This is a genomic window from Stenotrophomonas sp. Steno-Z10-HUANG, from assembly GCF_056393075.1.
Genome location: NZ_JBWJPA010000001.1, coordinates 20,133 through 39,669 on the forward strand (window position 1 = coordinate 20,133; position 19,537 = coordinate 39,669).

The 19,537-nt window shown below is 64.9% G+C and carries 19 protein-coding genes and 3 tRNA genes; 12 read left to right on the forward strand and 10 right to left on the reverse strand.

The window, feature by feature from the left end; genetic code table 11:
• Nucleotide 1 precedes the first annotated feature (1 nt).
• Genes AC06E6_RS00085 through AC06E6_RS00095 form a run of 3 tightly spaced genes read right to left on the reverse strand, consistent with a single transcriptional unit; the run spans nucleotide 2 to nucleotide 5,664 of the window.
• Nucleotides 2–2,167, reverse strand: coding sequence for a DUF4391 domain-containing protein (locus AC06E6_RS00085; RefSeq protein WP_478059809.1), 2,166 nt, complete (start codon nucleotides 2,165–2,167; stop codon nucleotides 2–4).
• Nucleotides 2,164–5,448, reverse strand: a complete 3,285-nt coding sequence (locus AC06E6_RS00090) for a helicase-related protein (RefSeq protein ID WP_478059810.1) — start codon at nucleotides 5,446–5,448, stop codon at nucleotides 2,164–2,166. Before AC06E6_RS00090 ends, AC06E6_RS00085 begins: the two co-directional genes overlap by 4 nt.
• A gap of 12 nt (nucleotides 5,449–5,460) precedes the next feature.
• Nucleotides 5,461–5,664: a helix-turn-helix domain-containing protein gene (locus AC06E6_RS00095; RefSeq protein WP_478059812.1), complete on the reverse strand. Its 204-nt coding sequence runs from the start codon at nucleotides 5,662–5,664 to the stop codon at nucleotides 5,461–5,463.
• Between the two features lie 290 nt (nucleotides 5,665–5,954).
• Here AC06E6_RS00095 and AC06E6_RS00100 point away from each other — a divergent pair, with 290 nt between their 5' ends.
• From AC06E6_RS00100 to AC06E6_RS00120, 5 genes are read left to right on the forward strand one after another with little or no spacing between them, the layout of a single operon-like run.
• On the forward strand, nucleotides 5,955–6,539 hold the full coding sequence (locus AC06E6_RS00100) for an anthranilate synthase component II (RefSeq protein ID WP_104939721.1): 585 nt from the start codon (nucleotides 5,955–5,957) through the stop codon (nucleotides 6,537–6,539).
• A complete protein-coding gene (locus AC06E6_RS00105) occupies nucleotides 6,533–7,051 on the forward strand; it encodes a DUF1543 domain-containing protein (protein WP_240212375.1) in 519 nt (172 codons plus the stop codon). The genes AC06E6_RS00100 and AC06E6_RS00105 overlap by 7 nt, the downstream gene beginning before the upstream one ends.
• Before the next feature lie 13 nt (nucleotides 7,052–7,064).
• Entirely contained in the window at nucleotides 7,065–8,096 is a 1,032-nt protein-coding gene (gene trpD, locus AC06E6_RS00110) for an anthranilate phosphoribosyltransferase (RefSeq protein WP_240212374.1), read from the forward strand.
• A gap of 51 nt (nucleotides 8,097–8,147) precedes the next feature.
• Entirely contained in the window at nucleotides 8,148–8,942 is a 795-nt protein-coding gene (gene trpC, locus AC06E6_RS00115) for an indole-3-glycerol phosphate synthase TrpC (RefSeq protein ID WP_161614962.1), read from the forward strand.
• On the forward strand, nucleotides 8,939–9,655 hold the full coding sequence (locus tag AC06E6_RS00120; RefSeq protein WP_104939718.1) for a haloacid dehalogenase-like hydrolase: 717 nt from the start codon (nucleotides 8,939–8,941) through the stop codon (nucleotides 9,653–9,655). The genes trpC and AC06E6_RS00120 overlap by 4 nt, the downstream gene beginning before the upstream one ends.
• Nucleotides 9,656–9,697: 42 nt before the next feature.
• On the opposite strand, the gene AC06E6_RS00125 is transcribed toward AC06E6_RS00120, so the two are convergent.
• Together AC06E6_RS00125 and crp are read right to left on the reverse strand one after the other, a co-directional pair.
• Nucleotides 9,698–10,456: a sulfite exporter TauE/SafE family protein gene (locus AC06E6_RS00125; RefSeq protein WP_161614961.1), complete on the reverse strand. Its 759-nt coding sequence runs from the start codon at nucleotides 10,454–10,456 to the stop codon at nucleotides 9,698–9,700.
• 214 nt (nucleotides 10,457–10,670) lie between these two features.
• Nucleotides 10,671–11,360 (reverse strand): cAMP-activated global transcriptional regulator CRP, encoded by a 690-nt coding sequence (crp, locus tag AC06E6_RS00130; RefSeq protein WP_104940282.1) that lies wholly within the window; start codon nucleotides 11,358–11,360, stop codon nucleotides 10,671–10,673.
• Nucleotides 11,361–11,516: 156 nt separating this feature from the next.
• Between crp and speD the strand changes: the two genes are divergently transcribed.
• Together speD and sugE are read left to right on the forward strand one after the other, a co-directional pair.
• Nucleotides 11,517–12,311: an adenosylmethionine decarboxylase gene (gene speD / locus AC06E6_RS00135; RefSeq protein ID WP_054667806.1), complete on the forward strand. Its 795-nt coding sequence runs from the start codon at nucleotides 11,517–11,519 to the stop codon at nucleotides 12,309–12,311.
• Nucleotides 12,312–12,473: 162 nt separating this feature from the next.
• The gene (sugE, locus tag AC06E6_RS00140) at nucleotides 12,474–12,788 is read left to right on the forward strand and encodes a quaternary ammonium compound efflux SMR transporter SugE (RefSeq protein WP_240212373.1); all 315 of its coding nucleotides are present in this window, start codon (nucleotides 12,474–12,476) and stop codon (nucleotides 12,786–12,788) included.
• Between the two features lie 399 nt (nucleotides 12,789–13,187).
• Here sugE and coq7 read toward each other — a convergent pair whose 3' ends face one another.
• The gene (gene coq7, locus AC06E6_RS00145) at nucleotides 13,188–13,832 is read right to left on the reverse strand and encodes a 2-polyprenyl-3-methyl-6-methoxy-1,4-benzoquinone monooxygenase (protein WP_240212372.1); all 645 of its coding nucleotides are present in this window, start codon (nucleotides 13,830–13,832) and stop codon (nucleotides 13,188–13,190) included.
• A 193-nt stretch (nucleotides 13,833–14,025) separates the two neighbouring features.
• Between coq7 and rplM the strand changes: the two genes are divergently transcribed.
• Nucleotides 14,026–14,454 carry a 50S ribosomal protein L13 gene (gene rplM / locus AC06E6_RS00150; RefSeq protein ID WP_056932810.1) on the forward strand — a complete coding sequence of 143 codons (429 nt, stop codon included), beginning with the start codon at nucleotides 14,026–14,028 and terminating at the stop codon, nucleotides 14,452–14,454.
• 2 nt (nucleotides 14,455–14,456) lie between these two features.
• Nucleotides 14,457–14,849 (forward strand): 30S ribosomal protein S9, encoded by a 393-nt coding sequence (rpsI, locus tag AC06E6_RS00155; RefSeq protein WP_054667799.1) that lies wholly within the window; start codon nucleotides 14,457–14,459, stop codon nucleotides 14,847–14,849.
• Between the two features lie 185 nt (nucleotides 14,850–15,034).
• Here the strand turns inward: rpsI and AC06E6_RS00160 are convergent.
• The 3 genes from AC06E6_RS00160 to AC06E6_RS00170 form a co-directional block, all read right to left on the reverse strand.
• A tRNA-Gln gene (locus tag AC06E6_RS00160) sits at nucleotides 15,035–15,109 on the reverse strand.
• A 109-nt stretch (nucleotides 15,110–15,218) separates the two neighbouring features.
• A tRNA-Gln gene (locus AC06E6_RS00165) sits at nucleotides 15,219–15,293 on the reverse strand.
• 31 nt (nucleotides 15,294–15,324) lie between these two features.
• Nucleotides 15,325–15,401: transfer RNA gene (locus AC06E6_RS00170), tRNA-Met, on the reverse strand.
• A 120-nt stretch (nucleotides 15,402–15,521) separates the two neighbouring features.
• Between AC06E6_RS00170 and AC06E6_RS00175 the strand changes: the two genes are divergently transcribed.
• The 3 genes from AC06E6_RS00175 to bfr all read left to right on the forward strand — a co-directional run bounded on the left by AC06E6_RS00175 (nucleotide 15,522) and on the right by bfr (nucleotide 17,074).
• A complete protein-coding gene (locus AC06E6_RS00175; protein WP_056932809.1) occupies nucleotides 15,522–16,142 on the forward strand; it encodes an RNA pyrophosphohydrolase in 621 nt (206 codons plus the stop codon).
• A gap of 106 nt (nucleotides 16,143–16,248) precedes the next feature.
• The gene (locus tag AC06E6_RS00180) at nucleotides 16,249–16,458 is read left to right on the forward strand and encodes a (2Fe-2S)-binding protein (RefSeq protein WP_104940281.1); all 210 of its coding nucleotides are present in this window, start codon (nucleotides 16,249–16,251) and stop codon (nucleotides 16,456–16,458) included.
• Nucleotides 16,459–16,603: 145 nt separating this feature from the next.
• Nucleotides 16,604–17,074, forward strand: a complete 471-nt coding sequence (gene bfr, locus AC06E6_RS00185; RefSeq protein WP_104939714.1) for a bacterioferritin — start codon at nucleotides 16,604–16,606, stop codon at nucleotides 17,072–17,074.
• A 177-nt stretch (nucleotides 17,075–17,251) separates the two neighbouring features.
• Here bfr and AC06E6_RS00190 read toward each other — a convergent pair whose 3' ends face one another.
• Entirely contained in the window at nucleotides 17,252–19,537 is a 2,286-nt protein-coding gene (locus tag AC06E6_RS00190; protein ID WP_478059818.1) for a hybrid sensor histidine kinase/response regulator, read from the reverse strand.

Below are 19,537 nucleotides of genomic sequence, written 5' to 3' on the forward strand. Positions count from 1 at the left end.
CTTATTCCTCAGCCTCCACGCGAGGTTTGACCAGAGTTTTGATCTTTCCGCCGAACTCTTTCAGGATGCCGTCGCGCACCACCTTGACCCGGCGAATGCCGGAGCGATGGCCGCCTTCCATGTCGTGCAGGATCGGGTTGTATTCAACGATCTTGCCAAGATCGTCGGTCTTACTCAGTTTGCGCATTCGTGCCAGTCGTTCTGCGACCTGTGCAATGCTCTCGTAGCCGGTTGCGGCGCGCTCGACCGTGGCAGCTTGAAAGGCATCGAAGGTTTTCAGTACGGGGACGACGGCACTGTTCAACTTGCCCATGCTGTCGCGGTTGGCATCCAGCTGGATCAGCAGTTCGCCGATTTGCTGATCTTCGGTATTCCCCAATGGTGGCGGTTCCGGGTTGCGGCCACTTTCGGGAGTGCGGCCAAGCCTGATCCAGTAATCGGCGACTTCGGGTGCGATGTCCACGGCATTCGTGAAGTGACGCTTCACCGCATTGGTGGCTACCATGATCGATGGCCAGCTAGCTTCCATTGCCTTGAGGATTTCCTTGTCTGTGCGGTTCTGGCGTGCCAGCACCAAGGCAGTCTCGAGCAGGTTGGTTTGTACCTTCGGAATCTGGGATGAGGCTTCAATGAAACGTGCCCATGGTCCGGCAGACAACAACTTCTTCCCGTCCTGAAGCAGCTGGTAGGTCTCCGATTGCAATGCGTGGGAGAAGCGAAGCTCGATCACACGCACCAGAATTCCTAGAGCGGCATCCAGCGTGGCGTGGGTAGCCTCACTATCGGCATTTGCTGCACTACGTGAAAGCGCATCCACGCAGGCATACAGTGCTGATCCGGGTTCCTGGCCTACATCACCATCGTAGGCGCGAACTACTTCCAGCAGGGACTCGAAAATTCGACGAACGCGCTTGATGCGGGTATCCGCTGATTCGATGGATTTGAGAACTTCATGTCGCTGGGCGAGGCGGCGCAGCAAGTCGGCGACGCTGCCACACTGGTTCAGCAGGATGCGCAGCAGCTCCATACGTGCCTTGTTGGCGGTATCAATCGCCAAGGCTTCGCGAGCGCAGTAGTCGCTGAGCCAGATTTCGCCGGTATGACCCAGAAAACGTGCGGCATATTCCTTTTCGTCACCGTCTGCGAGCGTGTCGATGGCCGCAGGCTCTGCATAGAACAACACCGTGGCACGGGAATAGACCTCGGATTCACGGCCACGGGCAACGGCAGCCAGACGGCCAAGAATCGCAGCAGCGAAGAGTTCTTCGTCATCCGGCGAACTCGAAGAAAGGTCGAGCGTCAGTCCAACAATTTTGTTCAGGCCCTCATCCTTGATGAGCGCCTGATGCTGCTGATTTTGCATAGCCTGCGTGAGCAGATCATTCAACGATTTCAGGTCGCTGGCGGTTTCAATCTGGCTCAAGGTGATTTCCATAGGTTCGGTCTTTTTCAGCTTTTCGGATTCAGTAGCGGGCTCTTCGAGCTTTGCGTATCCCAGTTGTCTCAGTTGGTCTTCCAGCTTGCGTACATCGCGGTTCAATTCGACCTTGCGATTGAACTGCTTCTCCATCTCAAGCCTTGAGACGGCTTTGTGCAGATCGCGTTCCAGTTGCCGGATTTTTTCCAGGCGGTCGAACAGTTCGGCCAGCGATTCCTTCGGACGTTGCGGCAGGCGAAGCAGCCGCAGCATCAGCCGTTCGTACAGGCTGCCGAGGTTCAAGGTCACGGGGAAGGTCGTGCGCGGTATTTCACCGGGAATCCATTCGGAGCGGACGTAGTCGGTGGTTGCCATGCGGCCGGTGCTGAGGTCGCCCTTGAGGTGTTTGTAGGCGGCAACCACCTGCGTCTTGCCATCGAAAACCAACTCGAACAGGATCGGAAACGCAATTGCGGCATCAATGCAACGCAGCACGTCCTTGTCCAATTCCGGTGTTTTCAGTTCGATGCTGAAAATCTGGATTTCTGCCACGCCGGGCGAGGCTGGCAGATTGATGGTTTCCGGTGCCAATTTGTATTGCCACGTGATCTGCTCGACTTGGGTGACGAACAATTCCTTAAGCTTGGCGCTGACGGCGGCATGCTCGTAGAACTTGGTCTTGGGAATCTTGCGGCCAAAGGCGGCCTTGGCCGGGTATTCGATCAGGGCAGGGTGTTCGGTGTCGCTCACGCTGCCTCCTGAACCACGAGGAAGGAGATCAGCTCGAAGTCGTCCAATCCGCTGATGCCTTGGGTGAGTGCCGTAGTCTTGCCGCCGGAGAACAGGCTGTCGATGTCCTTTTCTTCCTTGACCTCGATCATCGAGGCAATGGCCTTGCTCAGCAGGCTGGAATAGGCCTGCATGTTGCGACCATCGGCGGTGGCCTTGTTGAACCGCTGGTACAGCTCGGCAATCGGCATGTCCTGGCCTTTGCAACTGGTACGTGCCAGATCGAGCAGGCGCTTGACCTCGGTGTGATCGTGGATGATGTGGCCATCATTGCCGACATAGACCAAGTAGTAGGGGTGCAGCCGGTTGTGTTGCGGCAATCCGGCCGACGGGTTAATGCCGCTGTTGCGATTGCGAAGAGTGAAGATCACCCCCGGATGCAGGCCAAGCTCCGTATTGGCCGCGACGATGGCATGCAGGCCATTCGGTGCGTTGCCCAAGTCACCATGCGCTTTGGTGTAATTCAGCAGATCCATGCGGAAGTCGTTGAGGCCAAGATCGGTGATCGAAACGCCGGTCTTCAGGTCTTCCAGTTCAATCACTTCTTCCTGCAAGCGGCGCAGCTGTTCCTTGCGGTAGGCCACGTCGTTGGCTTGCGCGGACAGCACGTTGTCATCGCCGGTGGCGGCCACGTCGGCGATCATCATCCGGTTCTCGACGCGCTCCTTCAGGCGGATGTATTCGTCCAGCGAAATGTCTGGCCAGTAGTTGACCAACTGGATGCTGTTGTTGGGCGAGCCGATGCGATCCACGCGACCGAACCGCTGGATGATGCGCACCGGGTTCCAGTGGATGTCGTAGTTGATGAGGTAGTCGCAGTCCTGAAGGTTCTGGCCTTCGGAAATGCAGTCCGTGCCGATCAGTAGGTCGATTTCGGCTGGCTCCTGCGGCAGCACGATGGCCTTTTCCTTGGAGCGCGGCGAGAACAGGGTCAGCACTTCCTGAAAGTCGTAACCCTTGCCTAGCGTGGATTTGGGCTGGCCGCTGCCGGTGACTTTGCCGACGTGCAACTGCTTCTTCTCCCGCAGGTCGGGGGCGAGCTGTTCGTACAGGTAATTGGCGGTATCGGCGAAGGCGGTGAAGATCAGCACCTTCTTGTTGCCGGGGTTGATCGGGTTGTCGATCTTCGCAAGCACATGTGCTTTCAGGTGTTGCAGCTTGGCATCGTGTTCGGCAGTGATGCGACGCATCGCGTCGAGCAATTCCTCGATGTGTTCAAGGTCTTGGTTAAGGTCGAACTGCCAGCGGGGCAAGTCCATGTCGGCAAGGCTGATCTTGATCTTGCCGCCGATATCGGTGTCCTGCTCCACGTCCAGCAGTTCGTCATCCTCGGCTTCCAGATCGTCGAGCACGTCGGTGCTGTCGCCGATGCTCTGGCTACCGCCTACCTGAAGGAAGTTCACGATCTTGTCCAAGGTGCGGACATGATTCTTGCGCAGCAGTTCCAAGGTCAAGCGAAACGCGGCCACCGAGCTTTCCAGGCGTTTGAGCAGATTGACCGTCATCAGGGCTTGAAGGCTTTTTTCGCGGTCGGCCTGGCGCAGCTTGCCCTTGCTGCCCACCTTGGTGTCGTACATGTCCTCGTACTTCTTCACCTGGCTGGGCAGGATGTAGCTCACTGGCGCATACACGGACAGCTTCAGCTTGGACAATTGCTCGAAGATGTCATTGAAGCTGGGTGAACCATCCAGATCGGTCAGCGGCGACTGGAAGGAAATCGGTTTGCGCCGTTCCGGGAATTGACCAATGTTCTTGGTGTCGTAGAAGGTCTGGATGTGCTTGCGTGAGCGGGCGATGGTCACACTGTCCAGCAGCTCAAAGAAATCGAAATCCAGTCCGTCCAGAATGGCGCGTGGCGTGCGTTTCTCCGGTGGCAGCTGAGACCACGCATTGAAGGCTTTCTGCGCATTGCGGAAAACTTCCTCCACCGACTTGCTGGTGCGCAGCTTCTTGCTCAGGTTCTCCGAATCGCCTTCATAGGCCAGCGCGAGTTGGTTCCGCAGGTCGGTGAAGCGGTTGTTGACCGGGGTGGCAGAGAGCATCAGCACCTTGGTCTTCACGCCTTCGCGGATGACCTTGTTCATCAGCTTCTGGTAGCGGGTTTCCCGTTCCTTGACCGCATCGTTGTTGCGGAAGTTGTGGGATTCGTCGATCACCACCAGGTCGTAATTGCCCCAGTTGACCCGATTGAGTGGAATGCCGAAGGACTCGCCGCTGGTGCGGCTCAAATCGGTATGGCACAGCACGTCGTAACTGAAGCGATCTTTGGCGAACAGGTTCGTTTTCAGGTTGCGGTTGTAGTTGAGCCAGTTGTCCGCCAGTTTCTTCGGGCAGAGCACGAGCACGGATTTGTTGCGCAGCTCGTAATACTTGATGACGGCCAGTGCGGTGAAGGTCTTGCCCAAGCCTACGCTGTCGGCAAGGATGCAGCCGCTGTATGTCTCCAACTTGTTGATGATGCCGGTGGCGGCATCCTTCTGGTAGTTGAAGAGCTTGTTCCAGATCAGGGTGTCCTGATAGCCGGTGCGGTCGTTCGGCAACACGTCCTCGCTCATGTCATCGAGGAACTCGTTGAAGATGTTGTAAAGCATCAGGAAGTAGATGCTTTCCGGTGAGTTCTCCTGATAAACCGAGGCGATGTGCTCGCAGATTTGCGCGGTGACGTCTTCGAGCTTTTCCGGGTCGTTCCAGATTTGCTCGAACAGGTTCAGATACTGGTGGGTGAGCAGTGGCTCATCGACCTTGTTGACGAAGTTGGAGACGGCATTGCCTTGCTGGTAGCCCAGATCGACGGCCGTGAAGCCGTGCAGGGGCATGTAGGCGGCGTTGGAGGCATCGGTCTGCACGCAGGCGAATTGCTGCATGGGCGACTTGCTGCGATTGCTCTTGAACTTGGCCTTACGCCGCAGCCAGTCGGCGCACTCGCGGGCCACGGCGCGCTGGGTCAGCTTGTTGCGCAGTTGAATCTCGAACTCGCTACCGTACAGACTGCGCTCGCGTTCCAGCTTGGGGATGTGGAACTCACGACGTTCCTTGCGAATCTTGTCGGTGACATCTTCGGCCACGAAGGTCGGCGAGGTGAAGATGAAGTTCAATTCCTCTATCTTCTCCAGTTCTGCTTTCAGAGCTTCGTAGGCGTACATCGAGAAGCAGGAGGCGGCCACCTTGAGCTTGGCACCCGGCTTCAGGGCGTGCTTCAGGTCGTCGCCCAGCAGTTGGCTGATGTTGTCGATGATCTGCATCAGCGCGGCTCCTTACTTTGCAGGAGCGCGCTGGTTGGAGTTCTGGTCGATCCACTTCTCCAGCTCCGAGCGGCGGAAGCGCCAGGTGCCGCCGAGCTTGAAGGCGGGAATGTCGCCGTTTTGGGCAAAACGATAGACCGTGCGCTTCCCGGCTTTCAGGAACGCAGCAACTTCATCCAGTGTCAGAATTTCCTCGGCTGCGTCGGTCTTCTTCATCTTGTTGTCCCCACTTGGCATGACTTTGCCATGTCTGGCCAATCTTACATGCATCCTTGTTTGCTTGATGGTGGCGGGTCGGGAGGGGTGGTTGCCTCAACCGTGCGGGTACCGTCCGGCGATACCCGCTGAAACGGCGTTCAGCTCCCGCCGTAACGTGCGAGAATTGCGGTTCAGGCGTAGCGTCCTTCCTGCCGCAGGGGTACCGAAAGAAATTGCGGGTACCGATGCGGGTACGGAATGCACTTGGAAGGTGTGAGGCCTTTTAGAAACAAACAGATAGGCCTTGTATGCTGCTGATGATCGACAACTACGACAGCTTCACCTTCAACCTCGTGCAGTACCTGCAGATGCTGGGTGCCGAGGTGAAGGTGGTGCGCAACGACGCGCTCAGCGTCGAGCAGATCGCCGCGCTCAATCCCTCGCACATCGTGGTGTCGCCGGGGCCGAAGACGCCCGACGACGCCGGCGTGTCGCTGGAGGTAATCCGCCGGCTCGGCCCGACCATCCCGGTCTTCGGCGTGTGCCTGGGCCACCAGAGCATCGGCCAGGTGTATGGCGGTGACGTGATCCGCGCCGGCAACATCATGCACGGCAAGACCTCGCCGATCCGCCACGAGGGCAAGGGCGTGTTCGCCGGCCTGCCGGACCGCTACGAGGCCACGCGCTATCACTCGCTGGTGGTGGACAAGAACACGCTGCCGGACGTGCTGGAGATCACCGCCTGGACCGAGAACCCGGACGGCTCGATGGAGGAGATCATGGGCCTGCGCCACCGCCAGTACCCGGTGGAAGGCGTGCAGTTCCATCCCGAGTCCATCCTCACCCAGCACGGCCACGCGCTGATGAAGAACTTCCTGGACCGCACGTGCTGAGCGGCACCGAAGCGCTGCGGCTGTTCGTGGTGATGCTCGGCGGCCGCCATGCGCGCGCCAACACCGAAGTGCATGACGTGGTGTTCGCCGTGGCCCCCGGTATCGAGCAGAGCTACCCGCAGCTGCGCCAGCAATGGTTCGGCGATGCGGCGGGGCTGCACCTGGATTCGTGGATGACGGTCGATGGCGTCGAGCAGTGGCAGGTGCGCCTGTCCGCGGACGTGCCGGCCGCCGATGCACCGCGGCTCTACTTCGTGAACCTGGGCGGCTACGTCGCCGGCGAGTTCGGCGAGGCCCACCGCTACCTGCTGGTGGTCGCCGACGACCCGGCCGACGCCAAGCGCAAGGCGCTGCGGCAGGCCGGCGCGGCATGGATCAAGCCACACCGAGACGCCCTGTTCGAGGTCGACAGCTGCCTGCCCGTCGGCCCCATCGGCGGCCTGCACGTGCACCTGGTTCCCGGCGCCCACGAAGGCATCCGCTGCCAGAGCGATTACATCGTCATTTCCTGATACTGGAGTTTTCATGACCATCACCGCGCAGGAAGCCCTGCAACGCACCATCGAGCACCGCGAGATCTTCTTCGACGAGATGGTCGACCTGATGCGGCAGATCATGCGTGGCGAGGTGTCCCCGACCATGACCGCGGCCATCCTCACCGGACTGCGGGTGAAGAAGGAAACCGTCGGCGAGATCGCCGGCGCGGCCACGGTGATGCGCGAGTTCGCGCTGCCGGTGGCGGTGGCCGACAAGACCCACCTGGTCGACATCGTCGGCACCGGCGGCGACGGCTCGCATACCTTCAACATCTCCACCTGCTCGATGTTCGTGGTGGCCGCGGCCGGCGCCAGGGTGGCCAAGCACGGCAACCGCAGCGTGTCGTCCAAGTCCGGCAGCGCCGATGCGGTGGAGGCGCTGGGTGCGGCGATCGAGCTGCAGCCGGACCAGGTGGCCCGGCTCATCGAGCAGACCGGCATCGGCTTCATGTTCGCGCCGATGCACCACCCGGCGATGAAGGTGGTGGCGCCGGTACGCCGCGAGATGGGCGTGCGCACCATCTTCAACATCCTCGGCCCGCTGACCAACCCCGTGGGCGCCACCAACATCCTCATGGGCGTGTTCCACCCCGACCTGGTCGGCATCCAGGCACGGGTGCTGCGCGAGCTCGGCGCGGAACGTGCGCTGGTGGTGTGGGGGCGTGACAACATGGATGAGATTTCGCTCGGCGCCGGCACTCTGGTCGGTGAGCTGCGCGACGGCAAGGTGCGCGAGTACGAGATCCACCCGGAGGATTTCGGCATCGCCATGTCGGCCAGCCGCAACCTCAAGGTCGCCGATCCGGCAGAGTCCATCGCCATGCTGCGCGGCGTGCTCGACAACCAGCCCGGCCCGGCCAACGACATCGTCGCGCTCAATGCCGGCGCCGCGCTGTACGCTGCCGGCGTGGCCGACAGCATCGCCGATGGCCTGGCGCGGGCGCGCGCGGTCATCGCCGACGGCAGCGCCCGCGCACGCATGCAGCAGTATGTCGCCGCCAGCCGCGCGCTGGCCGGTTGAGCGCCCCCCGTCTTCCCCTACCGCCGTACCGCATTCCAGGAAAGCAGAGCCATGAGCGACATCCTCAACACCATCCTTGCCCGCAAGACGCAGGAGGTGGCCGAGCGCAGTGCCCGCGTACCGCTGGCCGAGCTGAGGGCGCGCGTGGCTGACGCGCCGCCGGTGCGCGGTTTCGCCAGTGCGCTGCAGGCGGCCATCGCCAACGGCGACCCGGCGGTGATCGCCGAAGTCAAGAAGGCCAGCCCGTCCAAGGGCGTGATCCGCCCCGACTTCCGCCCCGCGGAGATCGCGGTGAGCTATGAGCTGGGCGGCGCCAGCTGCCTGTCGGTGCTCACCGACGTGGACTTCTTCCAGGGCGCCGACGCCTACCTGCGGGAGGCGCGCGAGGCCTGCACGCTGCCGGTGCTGCGCAAGGATTTCGTCATCGACCCCTATCAGGTGGTCGAGGCCCGCGTGCTGGGCGCGGACTGCATCCTGCTCATCGTTTCGGCGCTGGACGACCGCCAGCTGGCCGGGTTGTCCGACCTGGCGATGCAGCTGGGCATGGACGTGCTGGTGGAAGTCCACGATATCGACGAGTTGGAGCGCGCGATCCAGGTGCCGGTGCCGCTGGTGGGCATCAACAACCGCAACCTGCGCACCTTCGAGGTATCGCTGGACACCACCCTGTCGATGCGCGCGGCGGTGCCGCGCGACCGCCTGCTGGTCACCGAGAGCGGCATCCTCGGCCCGGGCGACGTCAGGACCATGCGCGAGGCCGGCGTCAACGCCTTCCTGGTCGGCGAGGCCTTCATGCGCGTGGAGGAGCCGGGCGAGGGCCTGCGTCAGCTATTCTTCAGCGCATGACCGAGTCCTATCCCGTTCCCCGCGACGACGCGCAGCTGGTCGTCTTCGATTTCGACCACACCCTGTACGACGGCGATTCCGGCAGCCACCTGTTCGCCTGGCTGATCCGCCGCAACCCGCTGCGGATGCTGGCGGCAGTGCTGGCCACGCCGCTGCTGGGCCCGCTGGTGGCGCTGCTGCCGACGCGCCGTTTCGGTATCTCCGGCTACGTGTGGATCGCGACGTTCGGCCTGCACCGGGCGCGCGAGTTCAACGGCATCATCGACCAGTACGTGCGCGCGCACGAGCCGGCCATCCGCGCGCGCCTGCTGCCGCGCGCGCTGGCGGTGTTCGCCGCGCATCGCCGCGCCGGCGACCGGGTGGTGGTCGCGACCGGTGCGCCACCGGAGCTGGCGCGGGCCATCCTGGCCTTCGTCGCGCACCAGGACGTGCCGGTGGTCGGCAGCGAAGTGGGGCCGCGGCTGGGCGCCATGGGCGCCACCCGCCACTGCCACAACGAAGAGAAGATGCGAATGCTGCGCGAACGCGGCTATGGCGACATCGCCATCGCCTATTCGGACAGCACCGCCGACCTGCCGCTGCTGCGCGCGGCCAGGGCGCCGGTGGTGGTCAACCCCAAACAGGCACGGGTGGCCTATTTCCGCCGGGTGCTGCCGGCCGGTACCCGCATCCTCAACTGGGGCTGCGTCGACCGCGGCGGCGAACCGGCCTGAGTGGCGCCGCCGGCCGGTGGCCGTGGCCGCGCCCGGCGGCGGTCATCCCAGCCAGCGGTGCAGCGCGTGTCCGATCTGGAACAGGCTGATCGACAGCACCAGCACGCCCACCGCCACCAGCACCCAGCGCTCCTTGAGGCGCTTGACCAGCAGCGCCGCCACCGGCGCGGCCATCATCCCGCCCACCAGCAGTCCGGCGACGATGGACAGGTGCTGCAGCCCCATCGACAGCAGGAAGGTGGCCGAGATCGACAGGGTGACGATGAACTCGGCGGCATTCACCGTGCCGATGGTGGTGCGCGCCTGGCCGCCGCGCGCGAGCAGGGTCGAGGTCGCCACCGGCCCCCAGCCGCCGCCGCCACTGGCGTCGAGCAGGCCGGCGAAGAAGCCCAGCACCGGCACCCGTTGCACCTCGCTGCGCGGAGTGAAGCGGCCGGCCGCGCGGGCCAGGATGAAGATCGCCAGCGCCAGCAGGTAGAGATAGATGAAGGGGCGGATGAACTCGCCGGGCAACTGGGTCAGGACATAGGCGCCCAGCGCGCCGCCGACCGCCCCCGGCAATGCCAGGCGCAGGAACAGCCGCCGGTCGACATTGCCCGCTGCCAGATGCGATACGCCGGACGCGCCGGTGGTGAATACTTCGGCCGTGTGGATGCTGGCGCTCACCGCCGCCGGCGGCAGGCCCATGCTCAGCAGGACCGACGAGGACACCAGCCCGAACGCCATGCCCAGCGCGCCATCGACCAGCTGTGCCCCGATCCCGATCAGGATGAACCAGTAGAACTCGCTTCCAAATTCCATCACCGGAGCCTGTTCGCTTGGGGCGGATGCGTCAAGGCGATGGGAGGCGGGACGTAGCTGCCCTGCCTTGAGGCGGGCGAAGCCGAGTTCCCGCCGGAACAGCCCCCTTTGGCAAAGGGCGCGCGCCAGCAGGCGTGGGGATTCGGGTGTCCAGTACGCCGGGGCCCAAAGTCTGCTTTGCAGACTTTTGCGTTGAAAGTACGTCTACGCGCTTTCAACGCGTTCCGTACAGCACGATGGTCTTGCCGCGCGCGTGCAGGATGCCGTCGGCCTGCAGCTTCTTGAGCACGCGCCCGGCCATTTCCCGCGAACAGCCCACCAGCCGGGCGATCTCCTGGCGTGACACGCGCAGTTGGGTGCCCTGCGGATGACTCATCGATTCCGGCTCGCGGGCCAGGTCGTGCAGGGTGCGCACGATGCGGTCGGTCACATCCAGGAACGCCAGGCGGCTGGCCTTGCGGCTGGTATGCAGCAGGCGCCGTGAAATCTGCGAGCCGATGGCGTACAGCAGCCGCGGGGCGTCGCTGGACAGCGGCCCGAGGAACAGCTGGTGCAGCCGTTCGTAGCTGATCTCGGCCAGTTCGCAGGGGGTACGGGTGCGCAGGATCACCTCGCGCTTGTCCGATTCGATGAACAGGCCCATCTCGCCGACGAACTCGCCAGCGCCGAAGTAGCCCAGCACCAGCTCGCGGTCCTCGTCCTCCTCGGCGATGATGCTGACCGAGCCGCTGACCACGTAATACATGGTGCCGGCCGGGTCGCCCGGGCGGAACACATCGGTACGCGCCGGATAGCGGCGGCGGTGGCTGTGGGCCAAGAACCGATCGATGGTGGCGATGTCCAGGGCCAAGGGGCTGGAGGCGAGGCGCACGGTAGGCACGGTGTTGGCGATCCCTGGACTCATGATGACGTTCATGTTCGTGTTTATGAACTTGTCTTAACGGACAAGCTTAGCGACGCCGGCCATAAGGGGCAAACGCCTGTTGGCCGCGCACGTTTCGCCAGGGGGCGGTTTGCCCCATAATTGCCCCCTTTCCCACCATTCACAGGACCGACCGCCGTGGTCAAGCCGTTGCCTCGCCTGAGGTTGCAGGGTTTCAACAACCTCACCAAGGCGCTGAGCTTCAACATCTATGACGTCTGCTATGCGCGTACCGAAGAGGAGCGCCAGCGTTACATCGAGTACATCGACGAGGAATACAACGCCGATCGACTCACGCAGATCCTCACCGATGTGGCCGAGATCATCGGCGCCAACATCCTGAACATCGCCCGCCAGGATTACGATCCGCAGGGTGCGTCGGTGACCATCCTCATCTCCGAGGAGCCGGTGATCGACAAGAAGGCCGCGGGCAAGGAGCTGATCTCCGACGCCGTGGTCGCGCATATGGACAAGAGCCACATCACCGTCCATACCTATCCCGAGACCCACCCGCAGGAAGGCATCGCCACCTTCCGCGCCGACATCGACGTCGCCACCTGCGGCGTGATCTCGCCGCTGAAGGCGTTGAACTACCTGATCGAGAGCCTCGAGTCGGACATCGTGATCATGGACTACCGCGTCCGTGGCTTCACCCGCGACGTGAAGGGCAAGAAGCACTTCATCGACCACAAGATCAACTCGATCCAGAACTTCCTGGCCAAGAACATCAAGTCGCGCTACGAGATGTTCGACGTCAACGTCTACCAGGAAAACATCTTCCACACGAAGATGCACCTGAAGGACTTCGACCTGGACCAGTACCTGTTCGAGGAGAAGGCGAAGAACCTGTCGTTCAAGGAGCGCATGAAGATCGAGGCGCTGCTGCGCCGCGAGATCGAGGAGCTGTTCCACGGTCGCAACCTGGCCGAGTGACGGTTACATGCGGTTCGGGGAGCGGTTGCTAGCCTGCCGCTCCTGAAATACCCGGCGGGACGGCCCGCCCCGTGGAGCGATCCGCGGACCACAGCCGACGGCGGCCCGGTGCTCACGCACCGGGCCGCTTCTTTTTTTGTCCCGTACCCAAGGAGGAAACCCGTGGCCTGGATCTATCTGCTGGTGGCCGGTCTGTTCGAAGTCGTCTGGGCGATCGGCCTGAAGTACACCGAGGGCTGGACCCGCCTGTGGCCCAGCCTGGGCACCCTGGCCGCGATGGGGGTCAGCTTCTGGTGTCTGTCGCAGTCGCTCAAGTCGATCCCGATCGGCACCGGTTATGCGATCTGGACCGGGATCGGCGCGGTCGGCGCCGCGGCGCTGGGCATCGTGCTGTTCGGTGACAGCGCCTCGTGGCCGCGGCTGCTGTGCATCGGGCTGATCGTGTCCGGCGTGATCGGGCTGAAAGTGGTGGGGTGATCCTGGCCGCGGCGCGGCCAGGCCCCGGGGCTTGTGTGGCCAGCCCCGGGGCCCGCCGCGGGGCGGCCCATCCCGCGCGCCTTCGGTGCGCCGGCTTTTGCAAAGGCCGCGGCGCACCGGACGGGTTGCAGGCCTCGTGCGTTCCGCTGTGTGGACTGGGTGCGCGGGGGCTGGCCGGCGCTGGCCTTTGCGGCCCGGGCGACCGGTGCCATCACTGCGCGGATCGGCAGTGGCAGGGGCGGGGCGGCGGGTGCTGCCTCCGCGGGCGCCGCGCTGAACCCGGCCGGGGCGTCGGGTTCGCCTGTCCCCGCGGCGATCGTCGCGCCCGCCTGGAGAAAGGCGGTGCTGCAGGGGGCTCCGGGCGCTCCAGGCGTTGCGCCGTGGGCCCGGGGCCTGGATTCAGAGGCGATAGGCGATGGCTTTCATGGCGCGCGAGGCCAGTGCCATCGCCGCCGGGATCGGTGGCGGCAGGAGTCGCGCGCCGGCGTGTTCGGCATGGTCGGCGTGGCGCGCCTCGTCGATCTTCATGACCTTGAGGATCTCGCGGCTGCGCTGGTCGGCCGCTGGCAGGGTCTCCAAGTGTTCGTCCAGGTGCGCCTCGACCTGGCGCTCGGTTTCCACCACGAAACCCAGGTTCCAGCCGTCGCCGCGCAGCCCGGCGAGGGTGCCGATGGCATAGCTGCCGGCATACCACAGCGGGTTGAACAGGCTGGGGCGGCTGTCGAGCTCGCGCAGGCGGTCCGCACACCAGCCCAGGTGGTCGGTCTCTTCCTGCGCCGCTGCCAGCAGGTGCGCGCGGGTGGACGGATCGCGGGCGACGGCCGCCTGTCCAAAATACAGCCCCTGTGCGCAGACTTCGCCGACGTGGTTGATGCGCATCAGGCCCGCGGCGTGGCGCCTTTCATCGGGTTCCAGCACCACGTCCGGGGTGTCGCCGGCCGGGTTGGGCCGGCGCGCCGACGGGTTGCCGAACACCGTGTCCAGGGCGCGCTGGGCCTCGGTCAGCAGGCGATCCAGGGGCGTGAAGGCGCGGTCGGTGATCATGGCGTCCAGGCGGGGTGGGGGAGAGCCGGATTCTCGCCGCTGTCCCCGGGGCTGCCAAGGCCGGGCGGGCGGCAGCTTGCGTGAGCCGGCCGCGGCCGGTACAATCCCGCCTCTTGTGTTTCACCTTCACAACGCGTGGCAGAGTTCCGGCAGTGCAGCGCCGCAATGAGCCCGACCTAACCTGAGTTCTTTCATGAGCACTTTCACCGCAAAGAACGAGACCGTCCAGCGTGACTGGTATCTCGTCGACGCCTCGGGCAAGACCCTGGGCCGTCTGGCCACCGAGCTGGCCCGCCGCCTGCGTGGCAAGCACAAGCCGGTCTACACCCCGCACGTCGATACCGGCGACTACCTGGTTGTCATCAACGCAGAAAAGATTGTCGTCACCGGCAAGAAGCTGCAGGACAAGCAGTACCACCGCTTCACCGGCTACATCGGCAACCTGAAGACCGAGACCCTGGCCCAGGCGCTGGAGCGTCACCCGGAGCGCGTGATCGAGATCGCTGTCAAGGGCATGCTGCCGAAGGGCCCGCTGGGTCGCGCCATGTACCGCAAGCTCAAGGTCTACGCCGGCGCCGAGCATCCGCACGCCGCCCAGCAGCCGCAAGTTCTGGATATCTAATCATGGCTATCACGCAAAACTACGGCACTGGCCGCCGCAAGTCCTCCACCGCCCGCGTGTTCCTGCGCAAGGGTTCGGGCAACATCACCGTCAATGGCCGTCCGCTGGACGAGTTCTTCGGCCGTGAGACCGCGCGCATGATCGTGCGCCAGCCGCTCGAGCTGACCAAGAACACCGAGAGCTTCGACGTCATCGTCACCGCCACCGGCGGCGGCACCACCGGCCAGGCCGGTGCGATCCGCCTGGGCATCGCCCGTGCCCTGGTCGAGTACGACGAAGGCCTGAAGTCCGAGCTGCGCAAGGCCGGCTTCATGACCCGCGACGCCCGCGAAGTCGAGCGCAAGAAGGTTGGTCTGCACAAGGCCCGCCGCGCCACCCAGTTCTCCAAGCGCTGATCCATCGCGCCTGGCGTGGGATCCTCCGGGATCCCGCTGGGAAAACAAAAGCCCGGCCTTGGCCGGGCTTTTGTCGTTCAAGGGTGGCGCGAAGGCCATGCCGCGCGGGCGCCCGGTCGAGGTGCCTGCCGATGGCAGGAGGGGCAAAAAGAAAGGCCTGATCTTTCGATCAGGCCTTTGCTGTTTGGCAGCCCCGGAAGGATTCGAACCTCCGAATGCCTGAGTCAGAGTCAGGTGCCTTACCGCTTGGCGACGGGGCTAGGCAGGGGTGGATTATCGCATGCCGCGGCGGCCGAGGCCAACAGGCGTGGCAAGACCGCTGGAGCAGGCAAAAAAAAGACCAGATCTTTCGATCTGGTCTTCGGTATCTGGCAGCCCCGGAAGGATTCGAACCTCCGAATGTCTGAGTCAGAGTCAGATGCCTTACCGCTTGGCGACGGGGCTGTGGCTTTCAGGAGCCGGGCTCCTGCTCCCTTGGTGGCTATGGGTGGACTCGAACCACCGACCCCAGCATTATGAGTGCTGTGCTCTAACCGGCTGAGCTACATAGCCTCAGGGAGCCCGCAATTCTGCGTATCGGCGGCTTGCCTGTCAACTGTTTTTTCCGCGCTTGTGGCATTGCAGCGGCCATGGCAGAGTCCAAGCCAGTAGAAATATTTAGGAGTCCGCATCGTGATCGATCCGGACGGCTATCGACCGAACGTCGGCATCGTGCTGATGCGGGAAGACGGACAGGTGTTCTGGGCACGACGCGTGCGCCGGGATGGCTGGCAGTTCCCGCAGGGTGGGATGAACTCCGACGAGACCCCGGTCGAGGCCATGTATCGCGAGTTGCAGGAAGAAACCGGCCTGTTGCCTGAACATGTCGAAGTGCTCGGGGCTACCCCGGGCTGGCTTCGCTACCGGTTGCCCAGTCGCGCCATCCGCCGCACCGAGAAGCAGGTCTGCATCGGCCAGAAGCAGGTCTGGTTCCTGCTGCGGCTGACCGGCGACGAGGGCCATGTGCGCCTGGACCATACCGAGGCCCCCGAGTTCGACCATTGGCGCTGGGTGGATTTCTGGTACCCGGTCGAGCATGTGGTGATGTTCAAGCGCGGGGTCTACGCGCGTGCGCTGCGGCACCTGGCGCCACTGGCGCGGGGCATCGCCGGGCAGGGCGTTACCGCGATGCCGAAGAGCGCCCAGGAGGCGTGGATGCCGGGCCATGCGGCGGGCCATGAGCGCCCGCGCAAGCGGTCCCGCAAGCGCGGCTATTGGCCGCGCAAGGCGCAGGGCGAGGGGCCGACGGCCTGACCGGCGGCGTCTGATCGAGAACGATTCAGGATTTTAATTGACAATCGTTCTCGTTTTCGCTGGAATGGTGTCCGGCCACTCCCGGCCGGTCCTGCCCATCGCCCCCGTGTACGTCTGCATCTGCAACGGTGTCACCGACCACCAGATCCGCGAAGCGGCCGACAACGGCTGCAGTTCGGTTGCCGAACTGACGATGCGTACCGGCTGCGGTTCCAACTGCGGTTCCTGCCTGGAGATGGCGGGCGAGCTGCTGGCCCGGGCACGCGCGGCGCGCGACCTGCCGCTGCCGATCCTCGGCCTGGCCAGGGTGGCCTGAAGAACGTCGCGGCGTACCGCCGCGGGGTGACCTCACGGGACGCTGCCGCCATCGCGGCCGGACCAATGCATACGATTCGCGTTCCTTCATCGCCGCACGCGTGACGCTACAGTGCGCGCGTTCAACGCGTGCAGGAGCAACACCCATGAAAGGCGACGCCAAGGTCATCGAATTCCTCAACAAGGTGCTCTACAACGAGCTGACCGCGATCAACCAGTACTTCCTGCACGCCAAGATGCTGAAGAACTGGGGCCTGAAGGAACTGGCCGAGCACGAGTACAAGGAATCCATCGACGAGATGAAGCATGCGGACGCCTTGTCCGACCGCATCCTGTTCCTCGAGGGGCTGCCGAATTTCCAGGCGCTGGGCAAGCTGCGCATCGGCGAGAGCCCGGTGGAAATCCTGCGTTGCGACCTGGCGCTGGAAACCTCGGCCGTGGCGGTGCTGCGCGAAGCCGTGGCGTACGCCGAGAGCATCGGCGACTACGTCAGCCGCGAGTTGTTCGTGAAGATCCTCGATTCCGAGGAAGAGCACATCGACTGGCTGGAAACCCAGCTCGACCTGATCGAGCGCATCGGCGAACCGAATTACCTGCTGACCAAGCTGGACGATTGAACCTGCGGCCCGGCGCCGCGCCGGGCACTGCCGGCTCCCCGGCTACGGCGCGGACGCGCCGCCGTGTGCCACGGCATCCCTCACCTGCGCAGTGCGGTGCTGCCTGCGCGGCGGTGATCTCACTCCCTTGCCCGCACGCGCGCTCGGGCGCGACGCGCACATGTGCATGAGCCGGGTTCAGGCCTGCACGGCGCGTTCGCCGCGCATGTCCGACTGGTAGCCGATCAACGCCAGCCGCGCGCGCGCGAACTCGGCGATGATCAGCGCGACCATGACCGCCGGGCGTTCCAGCTTGCCGGCGCGGGCGGCCAGCTCGACCCGGCGCGCGGCGGCCGACAGTGCCAGCGCGCCGACGTTGGCGCTGGCCGATTTGAGGCTGTGCGCCAGTTCACGCAGCTGCTCCAGGTCGGGAGCGACCGCGGCCTCCTGCAGCTGCCGCACCAGCGGGGTGGTGTCGTCGAGGAACACGTCGATGATGGTGGCGGTCTCGGCGCCGGCGATCTCGCGCAGTTCGTCCAGCACCTCGCGGTCGAGCACCGGCAGGGTGGTGGCCTGCACGGCCGAGGCCGGCGCCTCTTCGACCTGGACGGGCGCCGCCTGCGGCGGTGCTTCGTCGGCAGCGGCCGAGGACCCGCGCCAGCGCAGCAGGCAAGCCTGCAGGCCTTCGCGCGAAATGGGCTTGGACAGGTAGTCGTCCATGCCCGCGTCCAGGCAGCGCTGGCGGTCACCGACCATGGCGTTGGCGGTCATGGCGATGATCGGCAGGCGCGCGGCCTGCGTGGCGGCCTCGTGCTCGCGCCAGCGGCGGGTGGCGGCGTAACCGTCCAGGACCGGCATCTGGCAGTCCATCAGCACCGCCTGGTAGGGGGTGGCGTGCAGCTTGTCCAGCGCCAGCTGGCCGTTGATGGCGGTGTCCACTTCGCAGCCGAGCACGCCCAGCAGCTTCTGCGCCACCAGCAGGTTGACCGGGTTGTCCTCGACCAGCAGCACCCGCGCGCCGGCCAGCCCGCCGGCGCGTGCCGGCGGCGGCACGTCGGCATGCGGCGCTTCCGCTGCGGTGGCAGGTGTCTGCTGGAGCGGGAGCGGCGCGCGGGTGGCCGGTTCGCTCAAGGCCGTTCGCAGTGCCGCATCGGCCGCCTCGCGCGCGATCACGCGCGCACTGTCGTGCAGCTCGGCCGGCAGCGGCGCATCGCCCTGCAGCCAGACCAGGCGGTGCTCGCCGCTGGCGCGCTGCAGCGCCGCCACCCCCAGGCGCAGCGACGGCAGGTCGCCGATGACGGCATGCCAGGGCTGCGGCGTGCCGCCGGCGCGCAGCAGGTCCAGCGCTTCCTGCACCGTGTCCACGCTGCGCACGTCGAACCCCCAGTTCGGCAGCACCAGCTCCAGCCGCTGGCGCAGGCGCGCGTCGGTGGACACCAGCAGCACCCGGGGATGGGCGGCATGCGCGGGCGCGCGCAGGTCGCCGATCACCTTCAGCAGCGGAATCTCGAACCAGAAGGTCGAACCCTGGCCCGGTACCGAGTCCAGGCCGATCTTGCCGTGCATCAGGTCGATGATGCGCTTGCAGATGGCCAGCCCCAGGCCGGTGCCACCGTACAGGCGGGTGGTCGAGGCGTCGGCCTGGGTGAAGGCGCTGAACAGGCGTTGCTGCTGGTCGGCGTCGATGCCGATGCCGGTGTCGCGGACCTCGAAACGCAGCAGGTGCTGGGCATTGGTCTCGCCCATGCGCCGCACCTGCACCTGGATGCCGCCGCGCTCGGTGAACTTGATCGCATTGACCATCAGGTTGCTGAGGACCTGGCGCAGGCGCACCGGGTCGCCGCGCACCGCCAGCCGCACCGCCGGATCGAGCGCCAGGGTGATGTCCAGCCCCTTGTGCGCCGCCGAACGCCGCATCAGCTGCAGCAGCGAATCGAGCAGTTCGCGCAGGTTGAAGGTGGTGATCTCCAGCTCCAGCCGCTGCGCTTCGAGCTTGGAGTAGTCGAGGATGTCGTCGACGATGCGGAACAGTGCACGCGAGCTTTCGCTGGCGGTGTTGAGCATCTCGCGCTGCTCGGCGCCCAGCGGCCCCTGCGCGACCATCTCCAGCATCGGGATGATGCCGTTGAGCGGGGTGCGGATCTCGTGGCTCATGGTGGCCAGGAACTCGCCCTTGGCCAGCATCGCCGCTTCGGCGTCCTGCTTGGCCTGCAGAAGCTGCTGCTCCAGCTGCACATGGCGCTGCTGTTCCTGGCGCAGGCGCTGCAGCTCGCGCTCGTTGTCGCGCGCGCGCCGCGCGAACGCGGCGGAGGTTTCGGCCAGGGCGCGCGCGGCGAGCGCCGCCAGCAGCGCGCACAGGCAGGCAAACCCGGCCAGGACGGTGGACACCGCGTGCGCCGGCAGCGGCGGCGGCAGCCACTGCGCCGCGCCCGCGGCCACCGCGAGCATCGCCGAAGCCATGGCCCAGCGGTTGGCTGCCCGCAT